Genomic DNA, 21,945 nt, shown 5'->3' with positions numbered 1-21,945 from the left:
AACATTATGTTAATTAATTATTCAGACCGTTGTTTTGGACTGCCTCACGCCAGTTGAGGCACTGGACGAGCCTGCCCGCGTGCGGGGGCATATTCCTTCTATTAAAATTTCAGGGACAGAATGTCCGTCTGAAGCTATGTCCGTGCGGGAAATATGGCAGACTATGTGCATGGTTCATGCACATAGGAGGTGCGCATGAATAATACGCCTGTGGTGCAACCCGATGCCATCAAGCGGGCCGCTAAAGCACACGCCCCATCAAAGGTTACGCGCAAACCCACCAACGTTTCGCTTCCGACGGATCTGCTCGAGCGTGCCAGGGAACTGAACGTCAACGTTTCGCGGGCAAGCGAACGCGGCTTGCGCGAAGAGGTTCAGGCGGCCGAGGCTCGTGCCTGGGCGGAACGGAACGCGGACTTCATTGCGGAAATGAATGCACGTATCGAGCGTGACGGCTTGCCCCTGGAAGAATATCGGATGTTTTGATGGCGCGTTTTGATCTATACAACAACCCCTCGACAAGATCCGGGACCAGGTCACCGTTTCTGCTCGACGTGCAAAGCGATCATCTCGGTAATCTCATATCGCGCGTAGTCATTCCATTAACGCGCGTAGCGGGAAATTACACAGCGAGCAAGGTTGCGCAGGATCTCTCGCACATCATTGAGATCGAGGGAGAACCGTTCGTGCTGGAAACGCCGTTGCTCGGCGCGTTCAGGACGAGTGATCTCGGCCCCGCAATTGGCACGCTCAAGGATGAACAAAGCCGCATCAGTGCCGCGCTTGACCGTCTCTTCGGCGCTTACCGATCCCACTTAATCACCGTCGACAACGCAAAAGTGATAGCGGCAGCATCGGCGACCGGCCCCTGCCATGTCACGGTACCAATGCTTGCCGTGACACGGCCCCACCTGGGGGCGGCGTGGAGAGGAGTGGTCTGAGTGTATCTTGCTCAATCCTCGTTCCAGCATGTCCGTGAGATTCGAATATGACGCGTTGCTGCATGTTGAGGCAGCAGGTCAGACGAAGCTGGAAGTACTACAGGTTTTCCGCACGCTGGTTGATTCTGGTGGCAGATCTCAGTGAACTAGCTTTTTGAGTGTTCGCAGCGAATCGCTAGACCGGGCAAATCACTCCGTGAAAACGCCCAATGTCAATTCCTATTGCTCTCCCAATGTTGAACGCGACAAGCGTGTGCGCCGTGGACTGAGAGTTGGGCAGCGCCGCCGTAACGACGGCGCTGCCCGAGTAAGTGGTTAAGCAGGCTGTCAGCCTGCTTGCTCCCCAGCTTATTGCAAAACGCGGCCTTCTCCCGTCTGTTCATGGTTTGGCGCGGGTGCGTGAGGTTGGTGTCGTGCCTTGCCTAAGCTGCGCCCACTGTCGTTTGTTTCCATGGATGTGAATCGTCACGCCACGTCAGTGTCCCAAACTGCGCCCCGCCTTGCTCTGTGATTGCGTTCACAAGAGCGAATGCGCGACCACCGTCTCCGTCAAGCCCATCACGCGGACCGACTGCCATGCCGCATGGCGTGTCATTATTTTTATTGGCCGCTCGCGCGAGCGATAGGCTACTTATTACCAGGAACCGCGCGAACGAATGTCCGCTCAGTGCAAATGCACGCCGATGGCCCCAACGTCCCTCATCGACGCCGACGTCGAGTACAGGTGTAAATACCCAGTCGGGCTGGTATCGCCTGACGATTGTGTCCGCCAGTTCACTTTCGAGGTCCTGGCAGATCAGGACCACACATCGTCCAAGACTGGCGATGTCCGCGACCACGATGCAATCTCCAGTGGCAGTGTTCTCGAAAAAAGTGGTGGACGAGTCGTCATGCTGCGCGATTGCACATTCCTTCGCTCGATCAGGGCTCATCGTTGCGAGCATGACCTTGCGTTGACGCCATAGCACGGTGCCGACTCCATTCAGAACATGTGACTCATTCCACGGCAGGTTGTACTGGGCGCCGTCGCAATCGGCTGTCAAACCCGAACCACACACAAACAATCTGGGCACAGTTTCGTATTGTGGCAAAAGACCTGCGAGCTGGCCGGCGTCCTGTTCTGAGACGATGAGCTCCGGCGCGATAGCGATATCGATATCCCGCTTTCCCAATTCCGGAAAAATCGTTCGGACACGTTCTGTGATAGAGACGCCCGGCGCCAAGCTGTAGTCGACAAATGATTTAGCATCCAGTGGTGGCAGGTGTCGTCCTGGCGGGAATCTGAACTTTCGGTGGATGTCTCGCGATCACACTCCGCGCGCCCTGGTGACCCCTGCCTTCGGAGACTTCCAGCATATGCGCCAGAAGTGCCAGCGCGTAACCCCAGGCAGCGGCAGGTAAGCGTTCATTCATGACTGGCCCCAGGCAACTGGCGATGAGTTAGCTCGAAGCCCGGGCGTTCGACGTGGTCTGCCGACCGATCCTCGGGTCTCCGGCGACAACCTGGCCTGACTGAAGATGCGCACGCACTCCGCTGGCTTCCGTTGATAAAGTCGGGCTGTCGCGACCATGAAGCATTTGCCTGCCATGTCCGGAAGCGCCAGATTTTGATATGGCGAGGCGGAAGTCCACGAGGAAGTTCCCCGACAGCCCCATCGAATGAGTCGAACACAGCGCACCGACGCGGCACGATTCAGCTCGCCGGTGCATTCGTGACGGGGTTAGCGGCCGCAGTGACGTGTATCCATGGTATCGGCTGGCCAGCGGCGTCTCTGGTCGCTGGGTGCCATGGGCGGGGACGACGGTTGACTGAACGTGCCACGGGAGGCGGCAGATATTGTTCGACGAATGATCCGGACGCGTGCCGTCGAAGCGAAGACACTCTATACTCGATTCCGCGTGATATTTGCGAAGCGTAAGTAGCCGGGGGCTTGCGATGACAAATACGATAACCACTTCTCTTAACCGTTGGTCCACGAGCGAAGTCGCACCGGCCATGCGGTTCGACTACTATGCGAACGCCCTGTCCACTGCACTTACGCCGATGCTGCTGATCGCGGGCAACAGTCGGACGTTCGAATCGCATATGACCGCAGCGCAGGCAGGACCCGTTTGCGTGATCCGGCAAAGCGGCTCTTCGCACAGTGTTCGCCGGGACCCGTTCCATGAAGACCGGGCGCTGGAGCACTCGTGGCATTTGATCGTCAATCTCTCGTCCGCGTGGAATACACACCATCGTGAGGCGGTGCGCCTGCTGCCAGGGGAGATGATCATCGTGGACTCGCGCATGGACTTCATGGTCGAGATCACGGGGCGCTACGACGTCGCGCACTTCAAATTTTCTCCAGCCTGGCTGCGACAGTGGGTACCGGCGCCTGAAGCGCTGGTTGGGCGCCGGATTGCTTCGAATTCCGGATGGGGACGCGTGCTGGGCGCATATCTGGCCGAGCTTTCGCCCGAAGCGATCGATGCGTCGCCGTTGCCGGTGTCGGTCCTGACCGATCACATCGGCGCCCTGCTGGCGCTGATCGCCGCGGAACGTGATCTACCCGCCGCTGTGGCGCAGCGCCGCGACGACTCGCTGCATCGGCGCATCTGCGACTGCATCGCCCAGCGCAGCGCCGAGCCGGGCATCTGCGCCGCGGACATCGCGAGGGAACTCAATATCTCCGTGCGAAGTTTGCACCGCACGCTCGCGGCCCACAGCGAGACGTTCGGCAAGCTCCTGATCGACCGCCGTGCGGCGGTTGCCGTGCGGATGATTCGCTCCAGCATCTGCCGGCGCCTTAGCCTTGCGGAAATAGGCCGGCGCGCGGGGTTCGCAGATCCGTCACACTTCAGCCGGGTCATCTCGAGCCGCTACGGCATGACGCCTTCGCGAATACGGGATGGGGATCAACGCTCGCCCGATGACGCTGAGCAATCGTCTGGCGCGTGAACAGAATCGGCCCTGATTCCGGGGCGTCGTCAACGCTGCGGTGCTTAAACCGTGGTGGTTGCGTGAGCAACCACTTGACCCTCTCTGGTTGTCTGCCAGTCGGGCAATAAAAAGGGTCTTTAAACATGGCCGACTTCCTGAATCACCTGCGCATATTCGTTCGTGTCGTCGAGGCAGGATCGTTTACCGCGGTCGCAAAAGAAAACGACTCCACCGCTGCCCAGATTTCCCGCGCCGTGTCTTCGCTGGAAGAGGAGTTGCAGGCGGTCGTATTGCATCGGACGACGCGCCACCTTTCCGTGACCGACGTGGGCGCGCGGTTCTACGAGCGGGCAAAGGCGATTCTCGGGGAACTCGACAACGCGGCGGACGAAGCGCGCAACGCCACGCAGAAGCCATCGGGGCGCATCCGCGTGCATTCGGCGCCCGGGCTCGCGTACAGCTGCGTGGCGCAGGTGCTTGCGAGCTATCAGCAGGCATTTCCCGATGTTTCCGTCGAACTCAAGGTCGAGCAGAGCATGCCGAGCCTTGTCGAGGACGGCTACGACCTGTCGATCGTCTCGGCTACCCGGTTGCCGGACTCTGCCTATATCTCGCAAGCGTTGGGCGCCGCGTACGCAGTGCCGGTCGCCTCCGAGTCATATCTCAAGCAGCGTGGCTATCCGCGAAAGCTGACCGATCTGGCCAATCATGCACTGCTGCAACTCGAAAGCCCCGTCGCGCCGCCCGACGAATGGCATCTGCAACAGGGAGCCGACACCCATGTCTGGACGATTACGCGCACGCCGTTCCGGGCAAACTCGCCCGAGGCGTTGCGGGCGGCGATTCTGGCCGGAGCGGGCATTGGCACGCTTGCCACCTATTCGGTGGCTGACGATCTCGCGAGTGGCAAGCTCAGGCGCGTTCTCCCGCAGATCCATCTGCGTCCGTTCACGGTCTATGCCGTCTATCCTTCGCGGCGCTACCTCGACGCCAAGGTGCGCACCTTGCTCGCGCATCTGCGTGCAACGCTGTCTCCCGCATTGGCACGGGCAATGGAGATCTGCGAGGCCCACGCCGACGCAGCCGTCGCTTCCAGCGCGCGGCGGAGCAACCGGACAAAGCAGCAGACGAAGCAGCAGACGAAGCGCAAGTAGGGCAGTCTGGCCTCATACGCGCAGGCGTGTACATGATTCCGTGCACGCGCAGCAAAATTGATTATCGCGCGACCCGTCTTAATCGCCGACGGCTTCATTTCTAGACTCCATTCCAAGCCGATGATCGTTCGATCGTTCATCGACGGATTCTCAATCCGATACTGGAGTCACCACATGAAACCCACCTTGTTTTCCTGCCTGCTCGCGGCCGTGCTGGCCGCCCCCGCTGCAGCCTTTTCACAGTCAATCATCACGCGTGCACAGGTCCGCGACCAGCTCGTGACCTTCGAGTCCGCCGCCGCTCCCGGAGCGCCGGGCGATGCGCACTATCCGGACGACGTTCTTGCCGCCGCCAACGGCGGTGCGAAGCCCGCAACGGCGTCGCGTGCCTTCGGCGACCAGGGGGGCGTTGCCGCCGGTTCGAGCGAAGCGGGCCGGCGCGCGCAACGCGCGGTTTCGGGCGACGTAAGCGACGTTCCCGGACTCAAGCCCATCTACTTCGGCCAGTGAGGGAGAGGTGAATCATGCAAACAATCGACCTCGTTCATCACACGGTCAGGGCGAACGGCATCCGGCAGCACTACGTGGAGGCAGGAGATGGGCCGCCCGTGGTGCTGTTGCACGGCTTTCCGGAAACGCACTACGCGTGGCGCCATCAGATTCCGGCGCTCGCCCGGAAGTATCGCGTGATTGCGCCGGATCTCCGCGGCTATGGCGAAACCGACAAGCCGGCGAGCGGCTACGACAAGCGCACGATGGCGAACGACGTGCGCGCGCTGCTGGATCATCTGGGTATCGATCGCGCGGCGCTCGTGAGTCACGATCGCGGATCCCGCGTGGCAACGCGCTTCGCCAAGGACCATGCGAACCGGCTGGACCGGCTCGTGGTGATGGACAACGTGCCCACGCGGGTCGTGGCGGAGCAACTGGACGCCCGCATCGCCCGCGCATACTGGTTCTTCCTGTTCCACCAGGTACCGGACCTGCCCGAAACGCTGGTTGCCGGCAACGAACGCGCGTGGCTGCGCCACTTCTTCTCCGACTGGTGCTATGACCCGAATGCGATCAGCGGGGACGCTTTTGAGGCCTACGTGCGCGCTTACGAAGCCCCCGGAGCGGTGCGTGGCGCGATGGCCGACTATCGGGCGAACGCCGAGGACGTTGCCCAGGACAAGGTGGATGCCCACGTACCCATCAGCGTCCCGACACTGGCGCTGTGGGGCGCCGAGTTTTACGCGGTCGGCAAGATGTTCGACATGGAAGCCGTCTGGAAAGGCATGGCAACCGATGTGCGCACCCATGCGATCGAGCGCGCGGGGCATCTGCCGCACGAGGAGCAACCGGAGCGGGTCAATGCACTGCTGCTCGACTTCCTGGAGGGATGGAAGGGCTAAGCGTGGCATGCAGGCGGACAGCCATTGCGCTGTCACGCCTGAAGCCCCGCGCATCTTCCGCATATCGCCATGAGCCACGAAATCGCTTTTGCCCTGGTGCCTTTTCTCTTTTCGATGGGTGCCGGTTATCTCGCCCGGCGGCTGAGCACGACGCCCATGCCGCTCGCCGCCATCAACACGATGCTGGTGCATTACGCGTTGCCCTTCGCGCTCTTTGTCTATACCGCGCGGATGCAGCGCGAGAGCCTGGGTGCGCATCTGGCGCTCATTGTCGTGCTGACGATCGTGATGATCGTGCCGTATGCGATCTCGCTCCTGCTTTCGCGCTACGTCTTTCGTTCGGATCTCGCGCAGGCGGCCGTCAAGGCGGTCACGGTCGGCATGCCGAATTTCGCTTCCGTTGGCTTGCCCTTGCTACGGGCGGTGTATGGAGAAGGCGCCGATTTGACCGTCGCCATCGCGGTCACGATGGGAGCGGTCATCATGTCGCCTGCCGCCCTCATCCTGCTCGAGCGCGCGCAGCATCGTGACGGACAGGCGCGGCTCGGCAAAGCGCTGCGCAATACTTTCGTCAAGCCGGTCGTGATCGCGCCGATCGCCGGCTTGCTGGTGTCGCTGTCCGGGTGCACGCTGCCAGCACTCCTCACGCAGTCGCTGGGCATCATCGGAAACACGACTGCCGGACTTGCCCTTTTCTCGACGGGACTCATACTCGCAGCACAACCGTTCCGGCTCGACGCACAGGCACTGGTTGGCGTTTTGCTCAGCAATGTCGTGCAGCCCCTGCTTGCCTTAGCGCTTGTCCGGCTGCTGGCGCTTCCGCAGCCGTTAGCCGGCCAGGCCATTCTTCTGTCGGCGATCCCGTGCGGTTCGTTCAGCATCCTGTTTGGCCTGTCTTATGGGGTAAAGGACACCTCGGCGGGCACGACGCTGGTCGTGTCGAGCGTAGTGTCGGCCGTCACACTCGCGGGCACGATGGTCTTACTCGGGCGGATTTGACCGCTTATCGAGCAACTTACATAGGAGTACGATTTAAAATGAAACGAACTTTCCTGATTACGGGTGCAAGCAAAGGTATCGGGCGTGCGCTGAGCGAGCGTCTCGCGCGTGATGGTCACAATGTGGTCGGCCTTGCGCGCAGTTCCGGTGACACGACTTTTCCAGGTACGCTCGTGTCCGTCGACCTGACGGACCGGGAGGGGACGCAAGCGGTGTTGTCCGATCTCGACGCGCGCTTCGTATTTGACGGCGTCGTCAACAACGTCGGGTTCGTTGAGCTTTCGCCGCTCGGCTCGATCGATCTCGATGATCTCGACAGGGCGATGCGCGACAACCTGGCACCCGCTGTGCAAACGGTTCAGACCTTGCTGCCGCGAATGCGCAAACGCGGCTGGGGCCGTATCGTGAATCTGTCCAGCCTCGTCGTGCTGGGCGTGGCTCAACGTTCGACGTATGCCGCTGCGAAGGCCGCGATGATCAGCCTGACCCGAACGTGGGCGCTCGAACTTGCCGATACGGGTATCACCGTCAATGCGGTCGCACCTGGGCCGACCGAAACCGAGATGTTCCGCGCGAATACACCGGAGGGCAGCGAAGCGGAGCGCCGTTTCCTCTCGATTGTTCCGATGAAACGGCTGGGGCGTCCCGATGAACTGGCGGCATCCATCGCGTTCCTGCTGGGCGAGGACGCGGGATTCGTGACGGGGCAGACGCTTTTCGTCGACGGCGGCGCGTCGATCGGGAAGTCGATGATCTGATTGGGATGCTGGACGCGGAGGCCTCCCAGGAGGCCTCCGCGTTTGCCGCTATTCCGGTTGGCCGAGAATATGAATGAGGTTCCCTTCTGGGTCCCGGATCATCGTCGAGGAAATGGTGGGCGTGAGTTGCGCCTGCGCCCAGACAATCTCTACGCCAAGCCTGGCGAAGCCGGCAGTCGCACCCGCAAGATCGCCGCTCTCCAGCACCAGCGCCTTCCAGCCCGTTTCGTCCAGGTGCTCCGGTGGCGGTGTGCGCTTCGCGGCGACCTTGGGTGTGCCAGGGCGGGAGACGAGTTCGAGCCGGAAGCCCATGCCGTCGAGCATGGCGTAGTTCGCGCCAACGGCATCGAAGTGCCCCTTCGCTGCGATGGCGAGGCCAAGTACGTCGACATACCAGGCAACCATGGCATCGAGATTCGCAACGGCGAGCGCGAAGTTGTTTAGACGTAGTGCGGGTGCAGCCGTTGGCTGCGGCGATTGTGCGGTACTCATGAGCCGGGCTCCTCGTTAGAGAGACGCATCGCGGGCAGCGCCGCGATGCGTCTGGAAAGCATTAGACGTTTTGGGGGAAGAGCGCGCGACGCGTTTCTTCGTCAAAGTCGGTCTTCAGCGTGAGCCGTTCCTTCAGTGCGAGCGCACGTGCGGCTGCGGGGCGTTTGCCGATTTCGTCTACGAGGCGTTTGACGTTGGCGTAGTCACTCAGTCCTTTTTCGGCAAGAATGTAGCCGGCGAACATGGCCCAGCCCCACAGCGCCATGTCCGCAATCGAATAGTGCTCACCTGCCAGATACCGTGTTCTGGCGAGCCGCTCGTCGAGCACGCGATAGTGACGCTCGACTTCCTTCAGGTAGCGGTTGCGCGCATAGGGCAAGGGCTCCGGGGTGTGGTGCTGGAAATGCACGGCCTGACCGGAGAACGGCGAGAGCCCCGTTGCCACGAACATGAGCCAAGAGAGCATTTCAGCGCGCGCGGCAGCATCGGCGGGAACGAACTTGCCGTGCTTCGTGGCGAGGTGCAGCAGGATGGCATGCGAATCGAAAACGGTCGCGTCCTCGTCGGTGATGGCGGGCACCTTGCCGTTCGGATTTACGTTGCGGAATGCCGGCAGATGCTGTTCGCCCTTGAACGTGTCGACGGCGATCAGATCGAACGGCAATTCCAGTTCTTCGAGCAGAAGGGCGGCCTTCATGGAATTGGGCGAAGGGTGGAAGTAAAGCTTGATCATTGGCGTTTCCTTGGTAAAGCAGGAGAGAAATTCGCTTGGAGATGAGGCAGTTCATCAAATCTGCATTGGTCGCTCGCACTACGAGGCGGACCGCGTCTCACTGACGTGATGGTGGACGCGCTGCGCGAGATTGCCGTTCGACGGGGCTGATGAAATCGTTCGACGGTATCGAACGTGTTGTTGCGAGGGGGCGGAGGGAAGTGAAGGCTACCGGCTGAAGCAGATGAGAAGCCAGCGGCACACGCAACGCGCCGCTGGTTCCCCTGCGCCAACTTACAGCTTTACGCAAAAAAGTCGATTAGCGCGCGAGCGATCGTTTTCGGATCGTTTTCAGTCGGAATATGTCCGGCCGCGGGGATACGCACGAGCGAGGAGTGCGGTATTTCGGTCACGAATCGCTCGGCGTGCTCGATCAACTGGAACGTATCGTCTTCGCCCCAAATCAGCAGCTTCGGCACGCTGGACGCGCGCAAGGCCGGAACGAGATCCATCGTGTAGTGGCTGTATGCCGCGCCCGCCAGGGCTAGCCACGAGCGTGTCACGCGGGGCTCGGTCCACGGGTCGAGATAGTCGGCAATTTCTGCCTCGGATGCGGGGCGTCCTAGCGCGGTGATCACCGACGTGCGTCTCGCCGCGAGCACATCGGCGGGCGTCGTGGCCGCGGCAATTGCGGGGTCGCGAAAGCGTGCGACCCCGGGGACCGGCCAGGAGTCGAACATGACGGCGTTCATGAGCGCGAGACGGCTCACTCCGAGCTTGCCGTCGACGAGCACCTGTTGTGCAACGCCACCGCCGATGTCGTGGCCGGCAACGCCGACTGGTCCGCTTATGCCGAGCGCCTGTGTGAAGCGAAACAGCCAATCCGCGAGCGCGGGAATGGAAGCGGTCGCAACCGACAATTCACCGGCGGAGCGGCCGAAGCCCGGGAAATCGACGGCGATCGGGCGCAAGCCCGCAGCAGCCAGATCGTCGATGACGGGTTGCCAGACCCGGCTCCAATAGGTGCCGTGGAGCATGAGCACGACGCGGCCGCGGTCGCCGGCGCACAGATAACTGGCGGCGACACCGTCCACTTCTACAGTCTTTCGTTGCATGATCAGAACCTCTTGATGGCGCGATTGCAGCGCCGGTATGTCTCAACGGATAAAGCGCTTGACGTAGTCCGTACCAAGTCCGATCGCCTCGTAGTGCCTGCGGGCAGCTTCGATCTTGGTGAATACATCCTCGTAGCCTGTTGCGTTGCCTTGAGGATCGACGTAGGTGTAGCCACCTGTCACGTGAAACCAGGTGATCATCTCTTCAACGCCTTCGGGCACGAACAGCGTATGCGTTTCACCTGCCGGCTCGTGTGCATACGAGCCTTGTTCGGCGACCCAGTCGTGTTCGAGGTAATACCAGCGACCGCGCAAGACCATGGCATGCACCGGACCGGTGTGACGATGACGCGAGAGCACGCCGGACTGGCGCACGCGCAGCAGATTGACGTAGTAGCCCTGGCTCGCATTGAGGAGCAGGGGCTTGAACGATACGGTCTTCGTCGTGGGTACCCACAGGTTGTCGTCTTGCAGCCACTCGTCGAGCACGCCAGCGTGAACGAGGTCTGCCGACATGTCGGCAGGCTGCGGATGTTGATAGGGGATCGCCAGTTCGTCCGGCTTGCGTGTTGTTGCTTCGCTCATGATGATGTCCTTGTCAGATCAAACGATGTTCTGTTGCGCATCACGCGCTCAAACCGCCTCTACCGGCGCGACAGAGCTTACGGGCCCAAGACCGCGCAGCAGTTGTCGGTATGCTGCGCCGCGCTCGGTCAGCGCTTCGTGGCTGATGGACCCGGTCCGTGTCAGCGGGCCGATGTTGTAGATGACGAACGGACGTCCATATTCCATGCCGGCGAGGTGCGCAGTCTGTTCGAACGGCGCAAGCAGCGTATCGACGATGTGTTCACCATGGCGCTCCAGCAGCGCCGGCTTGAGATACGGCCGCGTGACGCCTTCGGCCCAGATGTGTTCGCGGGAGGGCGGAAAATAGCGTTCGCGAACACGCCCGATCGTCACGGCAAGCTGGAGCGTGCGGCCGTCCAGTACCAGGGATTTTTCCGGCGCGCTGCCGAACAGCGTGTCGTTGACAACGTCGTCGAGCCACTTCTTGAGCAATGGCGGGCAGTTGTACCAGTACAACGGAAATTGCAGAACGAGATGTCCATGCTCGCGAATCAGTTGCTGTTCCCGTGTTGCGTCGATGCGGAAGTCGGGGTACAGCTTGTACAACTCACGCACGGTGATATCCGGTTCCTGGGCGATTGCATCGCGAAGGGCCTTGTTGCCGCGCGAGTCTTCGATGTTGGGGTGTGCGACGATCACTAACGTCTTCATCTTTCATCCTCGATGGGTTTCGGATTCAACGTCGCCGACTATACTGGGGTGCCGAACGCTTGATTAGCCATCCGAACGCCAAATCACTTTACGAGCTCTTCAAAAGATGGACAGGATTGACGCGCTGCGCACGCTGATCGAAGTGGCCGAGATGGGCAGCTTTTCCGCCGTTGCAAGACAGCGCGCGATCGCACCTTCGTCGGTGACGGTGGCAGTCAGGCAGCTTGAAGAGGAACTGGGCACTTCGCTGATCACGCGCTCGACACGACGCCTCGTTTTCACACACGAAGGCTTGTTGTTGCTGGAAAGCGCTCGTCGTATCGTTGCTGAATGGGACGCAGCAGTTACGGGGTCGAGAGAGGACGGCCCGTTGAGCGGGCCGATACGGGTGACGGCAACGAACGATTTCGGGCGCGCTCAGTTGCGAGCGCTGCTCGACCGGTTTCAGGCCCTTCATCCCCGTGTTCATATCAGCCTGCTGCTCAGCGACAGCACCGTCGATCTGATTGATGAGCATATCGATCTGGCTCTGCGCAATGGCCCGCTCGTGGATTCCGGCTTGCACGCGCGGCTCCTCGTGCGCGGCGAGCGGCTCGTGTGCGCCTCGCCGCACTACTGGCGTACGCATGGCAAGGCCAAAGTGCCCGACGACCTGACGGGCCACAACTGCCTGATTCTTGCGCGGCCAGGCGCGCCGCTCGCGATCTGGCCGTTTCGCATGGCAGGCAAGCCGCACAACGTCAAGGTTTCAGGCGATCGCCAGGCGAGCGACGGTGGCGTACTCCGCGAGTGGGCGTTAGAGGGCGTAGGGGTCATCATCAAGAACCGTTGGGATATTCGGACGGAACTCGCGTCCAGGACGCTGGAGACGGCGCTGGAGGAGTACGTCGCGGAGCACGTCGATTTGTATGCCGTTTATCCGGCCGAGTTACCGGCGCGGCGCGTGACAGCGCTCATCCAGTTCCTCGCGGACGAACTTGCCGCAGGATAAGGTCGTCGTGACTTTGCGCACGCAACGACTCATCCACCAATGCGGGCTAGTGTGAAATCGGCTTCTTGATCGGGTCGTGGGGCCCCGCGAGCGCGAACACGACGATCTGCGCGGGTTCTGTGTCGCTGGCATTCCTCGAAACGAGATGATGCGCGCCAGGCGGCTCGTACCAGGCTTCGCCGGGACCATAGGTCCTTGCGGGCGAGCCTTCGAGTTGCGACACGACGTGACCAACAGTCACGTACGCGAAAATGGAACCCGGATGCATGTGTGGCTCAGAAGCCTGACCAGGTGCGAATGTCACGGTGGCGATATCGACGTTTTTGCCGGGTAGCTCCGGAATCGGTTGCTGCATCACCGGCTTGATGGCTTCCTCGCCAGCACCTTCTGCCATGGCGGTCTGAATGCCAGCGAGGGACAGCGTAGCGGTTGCGAGTGAACAATAAAGGACTGCAAACCGAAAGGCTTTCATCTCGGCTCCTCAGGCTGGCGTTTTGCGGAATGCGATGGCGAAACGGTTCCAGCTGTTGATTGCGCAGATCAGCAGGGTAAGATCCACCACTTCGGCGTCGCTGAAATGCGGTGTGACGCTTTCCCATGCAGCGTCCGGTATATGACTCTGCGCAACGAGCGTGACCGCCTCGACCCATTCCAGCGCGGCGCGCTCGCGTGGCGTGAAAAACGGCACCTCTCTCCATGTCACCAGCGTTGCCAGCCGGCGGTCGGTTTCGCCGTTCTTGCGGGCGTCGCTCGTATGCATGTCGACACAGTAAGCGCAGCCGTTGATCTGTGACGCGCGCAGGCGCACAAGCTCGATCAGCGGCTTTTCAATCGTACTCTTTCCAATCCGCTCTTCCAGCGCGAGCAGCGCCTTGATGGCTAGCGGGTTGGCCTGATAGAAGTCCAGACGTGGTTGCATGACAGCTCCTTCGAATGAGCCGAAGGCGGCGCGCGGACGTGGTACGCCTTTCGGATTTTGGAATGTGGCAACGCTGACGCGAGCCTATCGTATCGGCCTGTTTCCGCGGATTCTGGCCGCTGCGTGCCAACGATGTGGGCTGCGCTTGACTGGGCGTGCCAGGCGCCTGTCTAAAGGCGAGCGCATCGCGCGACTTGATCGCGTGCCCTGGCACGCCGAGGCAACTTCAACCGTCGACGACGGCGCCTGGAGACCAGTGCCTTCGCGGAAAGCCCCATACGATTGGCCGGCCTGCGCGCTATCCGAAACGGCAGGTAAATCCGTAAGCGATTTCGGGTTAGCAGGGTTCTCAATCTCGTGCAGCAAATCCCCGGAGGTGGCTAGTGGCCCAGCGTATCGTTGTCATCGGAGCCGGGTTTGCCGGCATGTGGAGCGCCCTGAGTGCAGCGCGCCTGCTGGATGCACATGGCAGGACCGACGTGGAAATCACGCTTGTTGCGCCCGATCCGCATTTGCATGTACGCCCGCGCTTGTACGAGGAGGGGCCGGCCAACTTCAGGGCGCCGCTCACGGAGATTTTCGACGCGGTGGGCGTGAAGTTCGTGCAGGGAACGGTAGAGCGCATTCAGGTGCCGACCCGTACGGTCGAGGTCGTTGGTGAGGATGGACGACGCGGGATGCTCGATTTCGATCGACTCGTGCTCGCGAGCGGCAGCCGGCTCTTCAGGCCCGCTATCCCAGGTCTTGCCGGGCACGCGTTCAGCGTGGACCAGACCCACGAGGCGGTTGAACTGGAAGCGCATATCCTGAAGCTGGCTGAACGGCCGGAATCGCTGGCGCGCAACACGGTGGTGGTAGCGGGGGGGCGGCTTTACGGGTATCGAAACGGCGGCTGAAATGCCGGCTCGCCTGCGTGCCGCGCTGGGCGAGGATGCGGATGTGCGCGTGATCATCGTCGAACGCAACGAGGCAATCGGGCCCGATCTTGGCCCAGGGCCCCGGCCGGTCATCGAAGAGGCGCTTCGCGAGCTTGGCGTGACATGGAAGCTCGGCTCGGCCGTCGCATCGATGGATGACGAGAGCGTTGTCACCGCGGATGGAGAGCGTATCGAATCGAGTACGGTGGTCTGGACCGCCGGACTGCGAGCAAGCTCGCTTACGGAGCAGATTCCCGGTCGACGGCATGCGAGCGGTCGTCTCTATGTGGACCGTTACCTCGCGGTTGACGGGGTGACAGGTGTCTACGCGACCGGCGACGTGGCGTACGCCGCCACGGACGACGAAGGCAATCACACGATGATGTCGTGCCAGCACGCGATGAATCTGGGCCGCTCAGCGGGGCACAACGTCGCAGCAGATTTGCTGGGCCTCGAGCCGATTCCATATAGCCAGCCCAAATACGTGACGTGTCTCGATCTTGGCCCCTGGGGCGCGGTCTATACCGAAGGCTGGGAGCGCGACGTGAAGATGAAGGGCGCGGAGGCGAAGAAGCTCAAGCGCCAGATCAATTGCGAATGGATCTACCCGCCGGGCGCAGATCGCGCGACAGCGCTCGCTGCTGCGGATCCGCTTCGCATCGTCGTAGCCTGATTGTTCCGGGTCGTGGTGCCTTGCGGGCCTTTGTGGGAAACCGGGTCGCTGCTTCGGGTACGCAGAACGCCACTAACACGTGCTTCCATTCCTGGTCGCGTTCGCCGGAGAAGCCATATAACAACTAGCCACTAACGTGCAGCGAGGCTGACGATGGATTCATCCGGGCCGCCCCACGGCGTCGCCCCCCTCAGTGGCCCGCGTTTCATGATTGGTACTTTCGCGGTCGCTCTTGCCACCTTCATGAACGTGCTCGATTCGTCTATCGCAAACGTTGCGATCCCGACGCTCTCGGGCAATCTCGGTGTGTCAGTGGATGAGGGGACGTGGGTCATCACTCTCTTTGCCGCGGCTAACGCTGTGGCAATTCCGCTTACGGGATGGCTGACACAGCGCGTGGGCCAGGTGCGCCTGTTTGTCTGGGCGATTCTGCTCTTCGTAGCATCTTCGGCTGCGTGCGGACTGGCGCCCAACCTCGCTCTGCTTCTCGTGGCACGCGTTGTTCAGGGCGCGGTGGCCGGACCGTTGGTGCCTCTTTCTCAGGCTCTCCTGCTTGCCTCGTTTCCAAAGGAGAAGAGTGCGAGTGCGCTGTCGCTATGGGCGATGACGGCGACAGTCGGGCCGATTGCCGGACCCGCGCTGGGCGGCTGGATTACCGACAGCTATAGCTGGTCATGGATCTTCTACATCAACGTACCCGTGGGGCTCTTTGCTGCGGGTGCGATCTGGGCGATCTACCGCGACCGCGAAACGCCGTCGCGCAAGCTGCCGATCGACAAGGTCGGCGTGATCTCGCTGATCATCTGGGTGGGATCGCTCCAGGTCATGCTCGACAAGGGTAAGGACCTCGACTGGTTCAACTCGCCACTCATCTGGACGCTGGGTATCGTCGCAGTAGTAGTGTTCGCGTTTTTCGTGATATGGGAGCTGACCGACGAGCGGCCGGTGATCGATTTGCGGCTCTTCAAGGGCCGAAATTTTCTTGGCGGGACGATAGCGATTTCAGTTGCCTACGCGGTCTTTTTCGCCAACCTGGTGATTCTCCCTCAGTGGATTCAGGGCTTTTTAGGCTATCGCGCCGTTGATGCGGGGCTGGCAACAGCGCCACTCGGCGTCTTCGCGGTCATCCTGGCGCCAGTGATGGGCAAGATCATGCCTCGCTCGGATATGCGGGTGCTGGCGACGCTCGCATTTTTAGGATTCGCGGGTGTGTTCTACATGCGCTCGCTTTACACGACGGAGGTTGACCGTTACACGCTTGTGCTACCGACCCTCCTGCAGGGGATACCGACAGCCCTCTTTTTCACGCCGCTCACAGCGATTATTCTTTCAGGGCTTCCCCCCGAGAAAATTCCCGCTGCCGCGGGGCTTTCGAACTTCGTACGGATCTTCGCGGGCGCAGTGGGCACTTCGCTCGTCAGTACCGGCTGGAACAATCGCACAATCCTGCATCACGCGCGCCTCATGGAACAGGCGAGTGTCGATAATCCGACGTTTACTGGCGCAATAGAGAGTTTCGAGCGAACGCTCAATGTCGGAACCCCGCAAGCGCTCGCGTTCTTTGAAAGCTCACTCAATGTTCAGGCGACGATGTTGGGTCTTAATGACATTTTTTGGCTCTCCGCGGTCATTTTCATAGCGATCGTGCCTCTGATCTGGGTGACGCGGCCTACGCAAGATGCCAGTAACAGCGCGGTCGCGGCGGGGGGACATTGAGGTCGACCGAGGCAGCGGCAAAATGAGAACATATTTGGCGATCGCAGTCCCAACGCCTGCCCGAAGAATACGCCTCACATTCCAGCCCGGGCAACAGACAATCCTTAGCCTCGAGACTCTCCGATGACCTGGTCGCGGTATTTCCGCAACTTCTCCAGGCCGGTGGCAGGGTGCTCGTACTGGTAGAGCAAGCTACCGTCCAAAAGGTCAATGGCCTGACAGCAAAGGCGCTCGCAGAGCTGGAGGATTCCGCCGACGATCTCTGTGCTCGCCCGTACGTGAAGTGCCAGGCTTTGCACCGAATCGTCTTTTCCGAGGTTGAACTCAATCGAGCCGAACTCGCCGTCGTAGATGCCCAACCGGGATCATTCCAGTTCGTGCCTGGAAGAACATCTGTCACCGCGGTCTGGACTTCCGAACGAGACCCTAGTGGATGTGGCTGATCGTCGCTGGGAATCTCCTCGATACGGCGATAACTTCAAGTGAATTTGTACAGTGAGACGTCCCAGCTCATGTTGGATGCTCCAGTGAGGCTATCGGTCAATAGGGGCAGACAGGGGAAATTGTCGGCAATTCACGCCCTCATGTCGAACGACCGGTTGTGGCCGTACAAAGTCTTGGGGCCGGGCGTGACGGCCCGGATGCAGTCACCGTTGAAGCCAATCGTCGCGACCGATGCCATAGACGTGATCACATTCGTCGTATGCCTCGTCGATTGACAGATACAAATGATCTGAAGTCGGAAATGGCGCATCCAGAGACTCATAGCGCATCAGTAGAAAGATTCCGCCTTCGAGTTCTTCAATCTCGATCTTCGCGGTCGTACCTTCGCTTTCGCCTCGTCCGTCAAGGGATTTTCGAGTTGGCGCCCAAATCAGCATAGGCGGTTCGTGTTCGTCAAACGTAGTGTTTTCATGTGCGTCGTCAACGTTGTTGGCTCGCGTTCTCGTGATTGTCGACGATCTGGGGGGGCGATGTCGAATGACACGAACTGGCCGACCACCGCCCAACGCCCGTGCGCCGCAAGTGCCTTGTGCTCGGCCTCTCATGCAGCAGGCATAACCCAGCCCGGGAGAGGCATCTATGCTTCTCCGAAGCGGCCACTCGCAGTCCGCAATGGCAGGTAGATAGCGTTATCGACGGTGGATTGCGCTCTATGTGACGAGCTCAAAAGGCGGCGGATTTGGTGATCTGGGCCTCCCTCCTTGGATTTCAGCGAGTGCTTTGTGCAACGCGTATATCTCGGCGGGCTCGCCATCCAATCGGCCACTTCGGGGGATTTTTGTTGCGTGTTGGCTCATCCAGCGCAGAAGCGAAGCCCAAAACCGCTTTGCTGGTCGTACATCCGAGCCGTTTGCGTACCGTGCTCCACTCCATTCGAATGAGGACACGGCGATGGCATCTGGCTGAGCTTGCGAGCGCTCATGCACATTCAGCCAGAGAACTCCGGGATGCCCCGGCCCGAAGAACGGCTGCTTCGGGTCCGCACCTTGACGCTGCTCCGCCCACCCTGCCCAAGGATTGTCGATCACACCGTGGCAGTCACCGTCTCTGGCGGGGATTAGCGGCAGCAATCCGCTTGGTACGTACCACAGGCAATTGCGCCCGGTTTGCAAATGAATGGGTCGGTGCGCGCGCCATCTTCCCGCGGTCGCCGGTTGAATTATCGCGACATCGCGTGATTGATTCAGAAAGCTCTCAAGACTTGCGATATCGTCACGGCACGCATAGAAGGGAAGCCAAGGCATCAAACGCTCCGACTAGACAGGGGACTATGAGATGTCTGGGATTGTTAACGATCCGAGATCACATGTCGAATGTCCCTTCATGGCCGGACAGCGTCCGCGCGCTGTCCGGCGCTCCAGCTTCACACGTCGGTTTGCTCCGCCATCTCCAGCGCGTCGTCGACTTCGATACCCAAGTATCGAACTGTGCTCTCCAGCTTCGAGTGACCGAGCAGCAGCTGCACCGCCCGCAGGTTCTTCGTACGGCGGTAGATCAGCGAAGCCTTTGTGCGTCGCATTGTATGCGTTCCGTAAGCAGCGTCGTCCAGTCCGATCGACCGGATCCAGCGATGTACCAGCCGGGCGTACTGGCGTGTCGACACATGCGGCGATCCGTGGATCCGGCTCGGAAACAGATAGTCACCCGACGCGAGAGCTGCCGCCTGGATCCACGCTTCCACGCTCGCACGTGTCTGTTCGGTGATTTCAAACTGCACCGGCCGCTGCGTCTTCTGCTGCATGACGGTTGCTCGCGCCGCCACACGCGAGCCGTGACAAACGTCTGAGACGCGCAGCCTTGTGAGATCGCATGCCCGAAGCTTGCTGTCGATCGCCAGATTGAACATTGCCAGGTCCCGTGTGCTTCCCGCGAGTTGCAAACGGATACGAATCGCCCAGATCTCTCTGAGTTTCAGTGGTGGCTTCTGGCCGGTCAGCTTTCCCTTGTTCCAAGGCACGCGCCGCGCGCTGCCGACGTCAATGGCTTCCATGACGATTCTCCTTTCGACGGAAGGAGGTTCTGTCTGAGGCAATCGCCGGCGGACGATATCCGACCCACAAGGGACCGTCGCTCTTCTCCAAAGCGGTCGTTCCGATGCCGAGTCGCAACCAACCTTGTCGAACAATGACGCCTGCCCGCACACCGACTGGACCATTCGGTAGCGGGAATGCCCTATCCAACGAGCCTCTTAAACCCGCTGGGTTGTGTGAGGATCAACTATGTGTACGTAGGCACCATCACGTCAACACAGCGGACATCAGCAGCCGAGTTACAAGCCCAATGCGCGTGGCTCGGATACGTCGTTCACTTTCTCCTATAAGTACAACATGGAGAAGACTGACAACGGCTGGCAGATCACGCAGTAAGCATCTAGCACCTCGTAGCAACAGCGATGAGCACCTTCGGGTCCTTTTTTGCTTGCTGGACACATCTATGCTCGACTGATGAGGTCGGTGCGTTTAGCCTCACGCTCGTCGAACTCGGCATTGTGACGCTGCAAATACGCAGCCCGCGCTCCACAGGGAGGCGTCAGCAGATCGCCCATCGGCCCAAGGCCCGCGAGATCATGTTTGAGCAGGGTGAATGAACAACGCAACGTGCCATCCGGGGCGAATGTGATGAGGTAGCGATCGAACAAGGCATCAACGTTCGCAGCGAGCAGCAGACCGTTTTGGGGATCGGTTTGCTCGTGTAGTTCTGATTTCGCGTACGGGACAATGTGGGACGCTCGCAAAACCCCCACAACAGATAGCCGCGTGACTACGCAGGAGCTTCCGAATTCTTTCAGCAGATCATCGCGATATTTGCCCTGTCCCATGCGCGCCTCCACCAGCATGCGCTTTCGCTCCGGGCTCTCTTTGCTCGCCTGAATCCGTTCAATGTCGCTGGCAGCGGTGACATCACTGCCCACTTCTGTCTGCGAAAGCACGTCGCCATCGATGTAACGCGCCCAGTCCTGCATCAGTTTTTTGGTTGTCTCGATACCCGTTACCCACAGGTAATGCTTGCGCTCGCCTGGTTCGTAACGTGAAAACAGGTCAGCGGGATCGATGCCGTGTGTCTTGGCAAAGGTGTCGAGAACGAAATCGGACGGTGTCGCGGCTGACGAGGCCCCGGGAAATCGATAGACGATTGTCCGAGGGTCCTTTTTTCGGCCCCACAAGTCGTGCCGCATTAATCCGACATAGACGCCTCGGTAAGTAATGCGCAACGTTAGTGCTGAGCCCGGCGACGGTGATTGGGTTGTAGCTGCAATCCTGAACCCAAGAAGCATAAGAACATCATAGACCTGCCATGCAAGCTCGTTCAGCTTTGGGCCCGTGTAGCCCGGGAGGTCCCGCTGTTCGCGTGTGAGGCCGGAATCGTCTGTCATTGTCAATGCGGTTTGCTTTCTGCGTTCGTGCCGATTATATGGTCGGGCTTCAAGACATGGCCGCTCTGCGTTTTTTCTTTGACAGCAGAATTTTCTGTAGCGCATCACGCATTGGAGCAGAGCATGCACGCCCCCCAATCCATCATTCTCGAAGCGGTAGACGAAGTATCGATTCTTTGCAGCAACGCCGCATCCCCAATGGGTCAGTTCTGCGTGGACGTCGACACCCTCGCATAGGCCTCACCCTAACTACGGGCGCGCAAGAGGGCGTCGTCAAGCCCTTTGGTATATACCAGCCTTCAGCTTTTTCGCTTCCAGAACAAAATGGCCTCGCAGGTGGCAATCGACGCGACCGACGCTGCTGGAGCCGTCACCAAGCAAAAAAATAAAAGGACGCTCGAGCATGTTGTCATGCGCGGCATTGGGGTGTGACTTCGGCATCTCAAATAGTTCGCACGGATCCAACACGAAAGACTGCGCGGTCGCCAGTTTGCTTGCCTTTACCCCTTGCCAGCGATCAATGAACCCCCTTAATTTATGTCATTTTGTTCAGAGCGCGGGTTGATACCATCATCACGTCTCGCGGTGAACCACGATGTCACTAGACGATTGTCGACAATCCTAGCAGGGATGTCGAATGTCTCAAACTGGCCGACGACAGTCGCACACATCGAGAAGGATCATTCGCCTTAGCCCCAAAGCTCAACGATCACAACATCCGTATCGCCACGCGCGATCAAATCCAGCTGCGCCTCGTCACGGATGGCTACACCGTCTCGCGGTGCGAGCTGGATAGGTCCCACGTCGAGCTGCCCGTGATCTGCGACCAGATAGGCCGAGCCCGGCTTCGGTAACACGTGGCTTATTGTCGCGCCTTCGCGCAGGGTGGCGACACGCACGCGTGCGTCGGCATTGATGGGCAGCGCGCCTTCGCGCACATCTTGGGGATCGCCGCTCGCCAGCGTCACGAAACGGCCTTCGCGACATTCGCGCGAACAGACGCGCGTTGACCAGCGCGGCGTACCGCCCGGCGTGCGCGGACGCAGCCAGATCTGAAACACGCGCGCGGCGACATCTTCCTCGTTGCGT

The 21,945-nt window shown here is 60.4% G+C and carries 22 protein-coding genes and 2 pseudogenes; 11 read left to right on the top strand and 13 right to left on the bottom strand.

Annotated features, from left to right (window positions below; translation table 11 throughout):
* Positions 1 to 195 precede the first annotated feature (195 nt).
* Together U5A58_RS35745 and U5A58_RS35740 are read left to right on the top strand one after the other, a co-directional pair.
* Positions 196 to 486 carry a type II toxin-antitoxin system CcdA family antitoxin gene (locus U5A58_RS35745; protein WP_321940172.1) on the top strand — a complete coding sequence of 97 codons (291 nt, stop codon included), beginning with the start codon at positions 196 to 198 and terminating at the stop codon, positions 484 to 486.
* Positions 486 to 941 (top strand): CcdB family protein, encoded by a 456-nt coding sequence (locus U5A58_RS35740; protein WP_321964905.1) that lies wholly within the window; start codon positions 486 to 488, stop codon positions 939 to 941. Before U5A58_RS35745 ends, U5A58_RS35740 begins: the two co-directional genes overlap by 1 nt.
* A gap of 422 nt (positions 942 to 1,363) precedes the next feature.
* Here U5A58_RS35740 and U5A58_RS35735 read toward each other — a convergent pair whose 3' ends face one another.
* On the bottom strand, positions 1,364 to 2,164 hold the full coding sequence (locus U5A58_RS35735) for a hypothetical protein (RefSeq protein WP_321918021.1): 801 nt from the start codon (positions 2,162 to 2,164) through the stop codon (positions 1,364 to 1,366).
* A gap of 773 nt (positions 2,165 to 2,937) precedes the next feature.
* On the opposite strand from U5A58_RS35735, the gene U5A58_RS35730 reads away from it, so the two are divergent.
* The 6 genes from U5A58_RS35730 (at position 2,938) to U5A58_RS35705 (ending at position 8,166) form a co-directional block, all read left to right on the top strand.
* Entirely contained in the window at positions 2,938 to 3,879 is a 942-nt protein-coding gene (locus U5A58_RS35730) for a helix-turn-helix transcriptional regulator (protein ID WP_321964904.1), read from the top strand.
* 125 nt (positions 3,880 to 4,004) lie between these two features.
* Positions 4,005 to 5,015, top strand: a complete 1,011-nt coding sequence (locus U5A58_RS35725; protein ID WP_321964903.1) for a LysR family transcriptional regulator — start codon at positions 4,005 to 4,007, stop codon at positions 5,013 to 5,015.
* A 174-nt stretch (positions 5,016 to 5,189) separates the two neighbouring features.
* Complete coding sequence (locus tag U5A58_RS35720) at positions 5,190 to 5,525, top strand: DUF4148 domain-containing protein (protein WP_321918128.1); 336 nt, start codon at positions 5,190 to 5,192, stop codon at positions 5,523 to 5,525.
* A 14-nt stretch (positions 5,526 to 5,539) separates the two neighbouring features.
* Positions 5,540 to 6,409 carry an alpha/beta hydrolase gene (locus tag U5A58_RS35715; RefSeq protein ID WP_321964902.1) on the top strand — a complete coding sequence of 290 codons (870 nt, stop codon included), beginning with the start codon at positions 5,540 to 5,542 and terminating at the stop codon, positions 6,407 to 6,409.
* A gap of 69 nt (positions 6,410 to 6,478) precedes the next feature.
* Positions 6,479 to 7,408 (top strand): AEC family transporter, encoded by a 930-nt coding sequence (locus U5A58_RS35710; RefSeq protein ID WP_321964901.1) that lies wholly within the window; start codon positions 6,479 to 6,481, stop codon positions 7,406 to 7,408.
* Between the two features lie 38 nt (positions 7,409 to 7,446).
* Positions 7,447 to 8,166, top strand: coding sequence for an SDR family oxidoreductase (locus U5A58_RS35705; RefSeq protein WP_321964938.1), 720 nt, complete (start codon positions 7,447 to 7,449; stop codon positions 8,164 to 8,166).
* A gap of 48 nt (positions 8,167 to 8,214) precedes the next feature.
* On the opposite strand, the gene U5A58_RS35700 is transcribed toward U5A58_RS35705, so the two are convergent.
* The 5 genes from U5A58_RS35700 to U5A58_RS35680 form a co-directional block, all read right to left on the bottom strand.
* Positions 8,215 to 8,658 carry a VOC family protein gene (locus U5A58_RS35700; RefSeq protein ID WP_321964900.1) on the bottom strand — a complete coding sequence of 148 codons (444 nt, stop codon included), beginning with the start codon at positions 8,656 to 8,658 and terminating at the stop codon, positions 8,215 to 8,217.
* A 61-nt stretch (positions 8,659 to 8,719) separates the two neighbouring features.
* Entirely contained in the window at positions 8,720 to 9,391 is a 672-nt protein-coding gene (locus tag U5A58_RS35695) for a glutathione S-transferase family protein (RefSeq protein ID WP_321918054.1), read from the bottom strand.
* Positions 9,392 to 9,672: 281 nt separating this feature from the next.
* On the bottom strand, positions 9,673 to 10,485 hold the full coding sequence (locus U5A58_RS35690; protein ID WP_321964899.1) for an alpha/beta hydrolase: 813 nt from the start codon (positions 10,483 to 10,485) through the stop codon (positions 9,673 to 9,675).
* Positions 10,486 to 10,527: 42 nt separating this feature from the next.
* Entirely contained in the window at positions 10,528 to 11,070 is a 543-nt protein-coding gene (locus tag U5A58_RS35685) for a 2,4'-dihydroxyacetophenone dioxygenase family protein (RefSeq protein ID WP_321964898.1), read from the bottom strand.
* Between the two features lie 48 nt (positions 11,071 to 11,118).
* Complete coding sequence (locus tag U5A58_RS35680) at positions 11,119 to 11,763, bottom strand: NAD(P)H-dependent oxidoreductase (RefSeq protein WP_321964897.1); 645 nt, start codon at positions 11,761 to 11,763, stop codon at positions 11,119 to 11,121.
* A 106-nt stretch (positions 11,764 to 11,869) separates the two neighbouring features.
* Here U5A58_RS35680 and U5A58_RS35675 point away from each other — a divergent pair, with 106 nt between their 5' ends.
* Positions 11,870 to 12,754: a LysR family transcriptional regulator gene (locus tag U5A58_RS35675; RefSeq protein WP_321964896.1), complete on the top strand. Its 885-nt coding sequence runs from the start codon at positions 11,870 to 11,872 to the stop codon at positions 12,752 to 12,754.
* Between the two features lie 46 nt (positions 12,755 to 12,800).
* Here the strand turns inward: U5A58_RS35675 and U5A58_RS35670 are convergent, their stop codons facing one another.
* A complete protein-coding gene (locus U5A58_RS35670; protein WP_415774342.1) occupies positions 12,801 to 13,148 on the bottom strand; it encodes a cupin domain-containing protein in 348 nt (115 codons plus the stop codon).
* Between the two features lie 87 nt (positions 13,149 to 13,235).
* The gene (locus U5A58_RS35665) at positions 13,236 to 13,673 is read right to left on the bottom strand and encodes a carboxymuconolactone decarboxylase family protein (protein ID WP_321964894.1); all 438 of its coding nucleotides are present in this window, start codon (positions 13,671 to 13,673) and stop codon (positions 13,236 to 13,238) included.
* A gap of 383 nt (positions 13,674 to 14,056) precedes the next feature.
* On the opposite strand from U5A58_RS35665, the pseudogene U5A58_RS35660 reads away from it, so the two are divergent.
* Positions 14,057 to 15,263, top strand: a pseudogene (locus U5A58_RS35660) (NAD(P)/FAD-dependent oxidoreductase).
* Positions 15,264 to 15,416: 153 nt separating this feature from the next.
* On the top strand, positions 15,417 to 16,979 hold the full coding sequence (locus tag U5A58_RS35655; RefSeq protein ID WP_321964893.1) for a DHA2 family efflux MFS transporter permease subunit: 1,563 nt from the start codon (positions 15,417 to 15,419) through the stop codon (positions 16,977 to 16,979).
* Between the two features lie 104 nt (positions 16,980 to 17,083).
* On the opposite strand, the gene U5A58_RS35650 is transcribed toward U5A58_RS35655, so the two are convergent.
* From U5A58_RS35650 to U5A58_RS35630, 5 genes and pseudogenes are all read right to left on the bottom strand, one after another.
* A complete protein-coding gene (locus U5A58_RS35650) occupies positions 17,084 to 17,338 on the bottom strand; it encodes a hypothetical protein (protein ID WP_321918107.1) in 255 nt (84 codons plus the stop codon).
* 288 nt (positions 17,339 to 17,626) lie between these two features.
* Complete coding sequence (locus tag U5A58_RS35645; protein WP_321964892.1) at positions 17,627 to 17,860, bottom strand: hypothetical protein; 234 nt, start codon at positions 17,858 to 17,860, stop codon at positions 17,627 to 17,629.
* Positions 17,861 to 18,846: 986 nt separating this feature from the next.
* The gene (locus U5A58_RS35640) at positions 18,847 to 19,473 is read right to left on the bottom strand and encodes a tyrosine-type recombinase/integrase (RefSeq protein WP_321964891.1); all 627 of its coding nucleotides are present in this window, start codon (positions 19,471 to 19,473) and stop codon (positions 18,847 to 18,849) included.
* A gap of 441 nt (positions 19,474 to 19,914) precedes the next feature.
* Positions 19,915 to 20,856 carry an HNH endonuclease signature motif containing protein gene (locus U5A58_RS35635; RefSeq protein ID WP_321918062.1) on the bottom strand — a complete coding sequence of 314 codons (942 nt, stop codon included), beginning with the start codon at positions 20,854 to 20,856 and terminating at the stop codon, positions 19,915 to 19,917.
* A gap of 689 nt (positions 20,857 to 21,545) precedes the next feature.
* Positions 21,546 to 21,945, bottom strand: a pseudogene (locus tag U5A58_RS35630) (pirin family protein); the annotation flags it as partial.

Origin of the sequence: Paraburkholderia sp. J7, from assembly GCF_905220155.1 — a bacterium.
In the GTDB taxonomy this organism is placed as follows: Bacteria; Pseudomonadota; Gammaproteobacteria; order Burkholderiales; family Burkholderiaceae; genus Paraburkholderia.
This window is presented reverse-complemented; position numbering and strand designations above follow the sequence as displayed.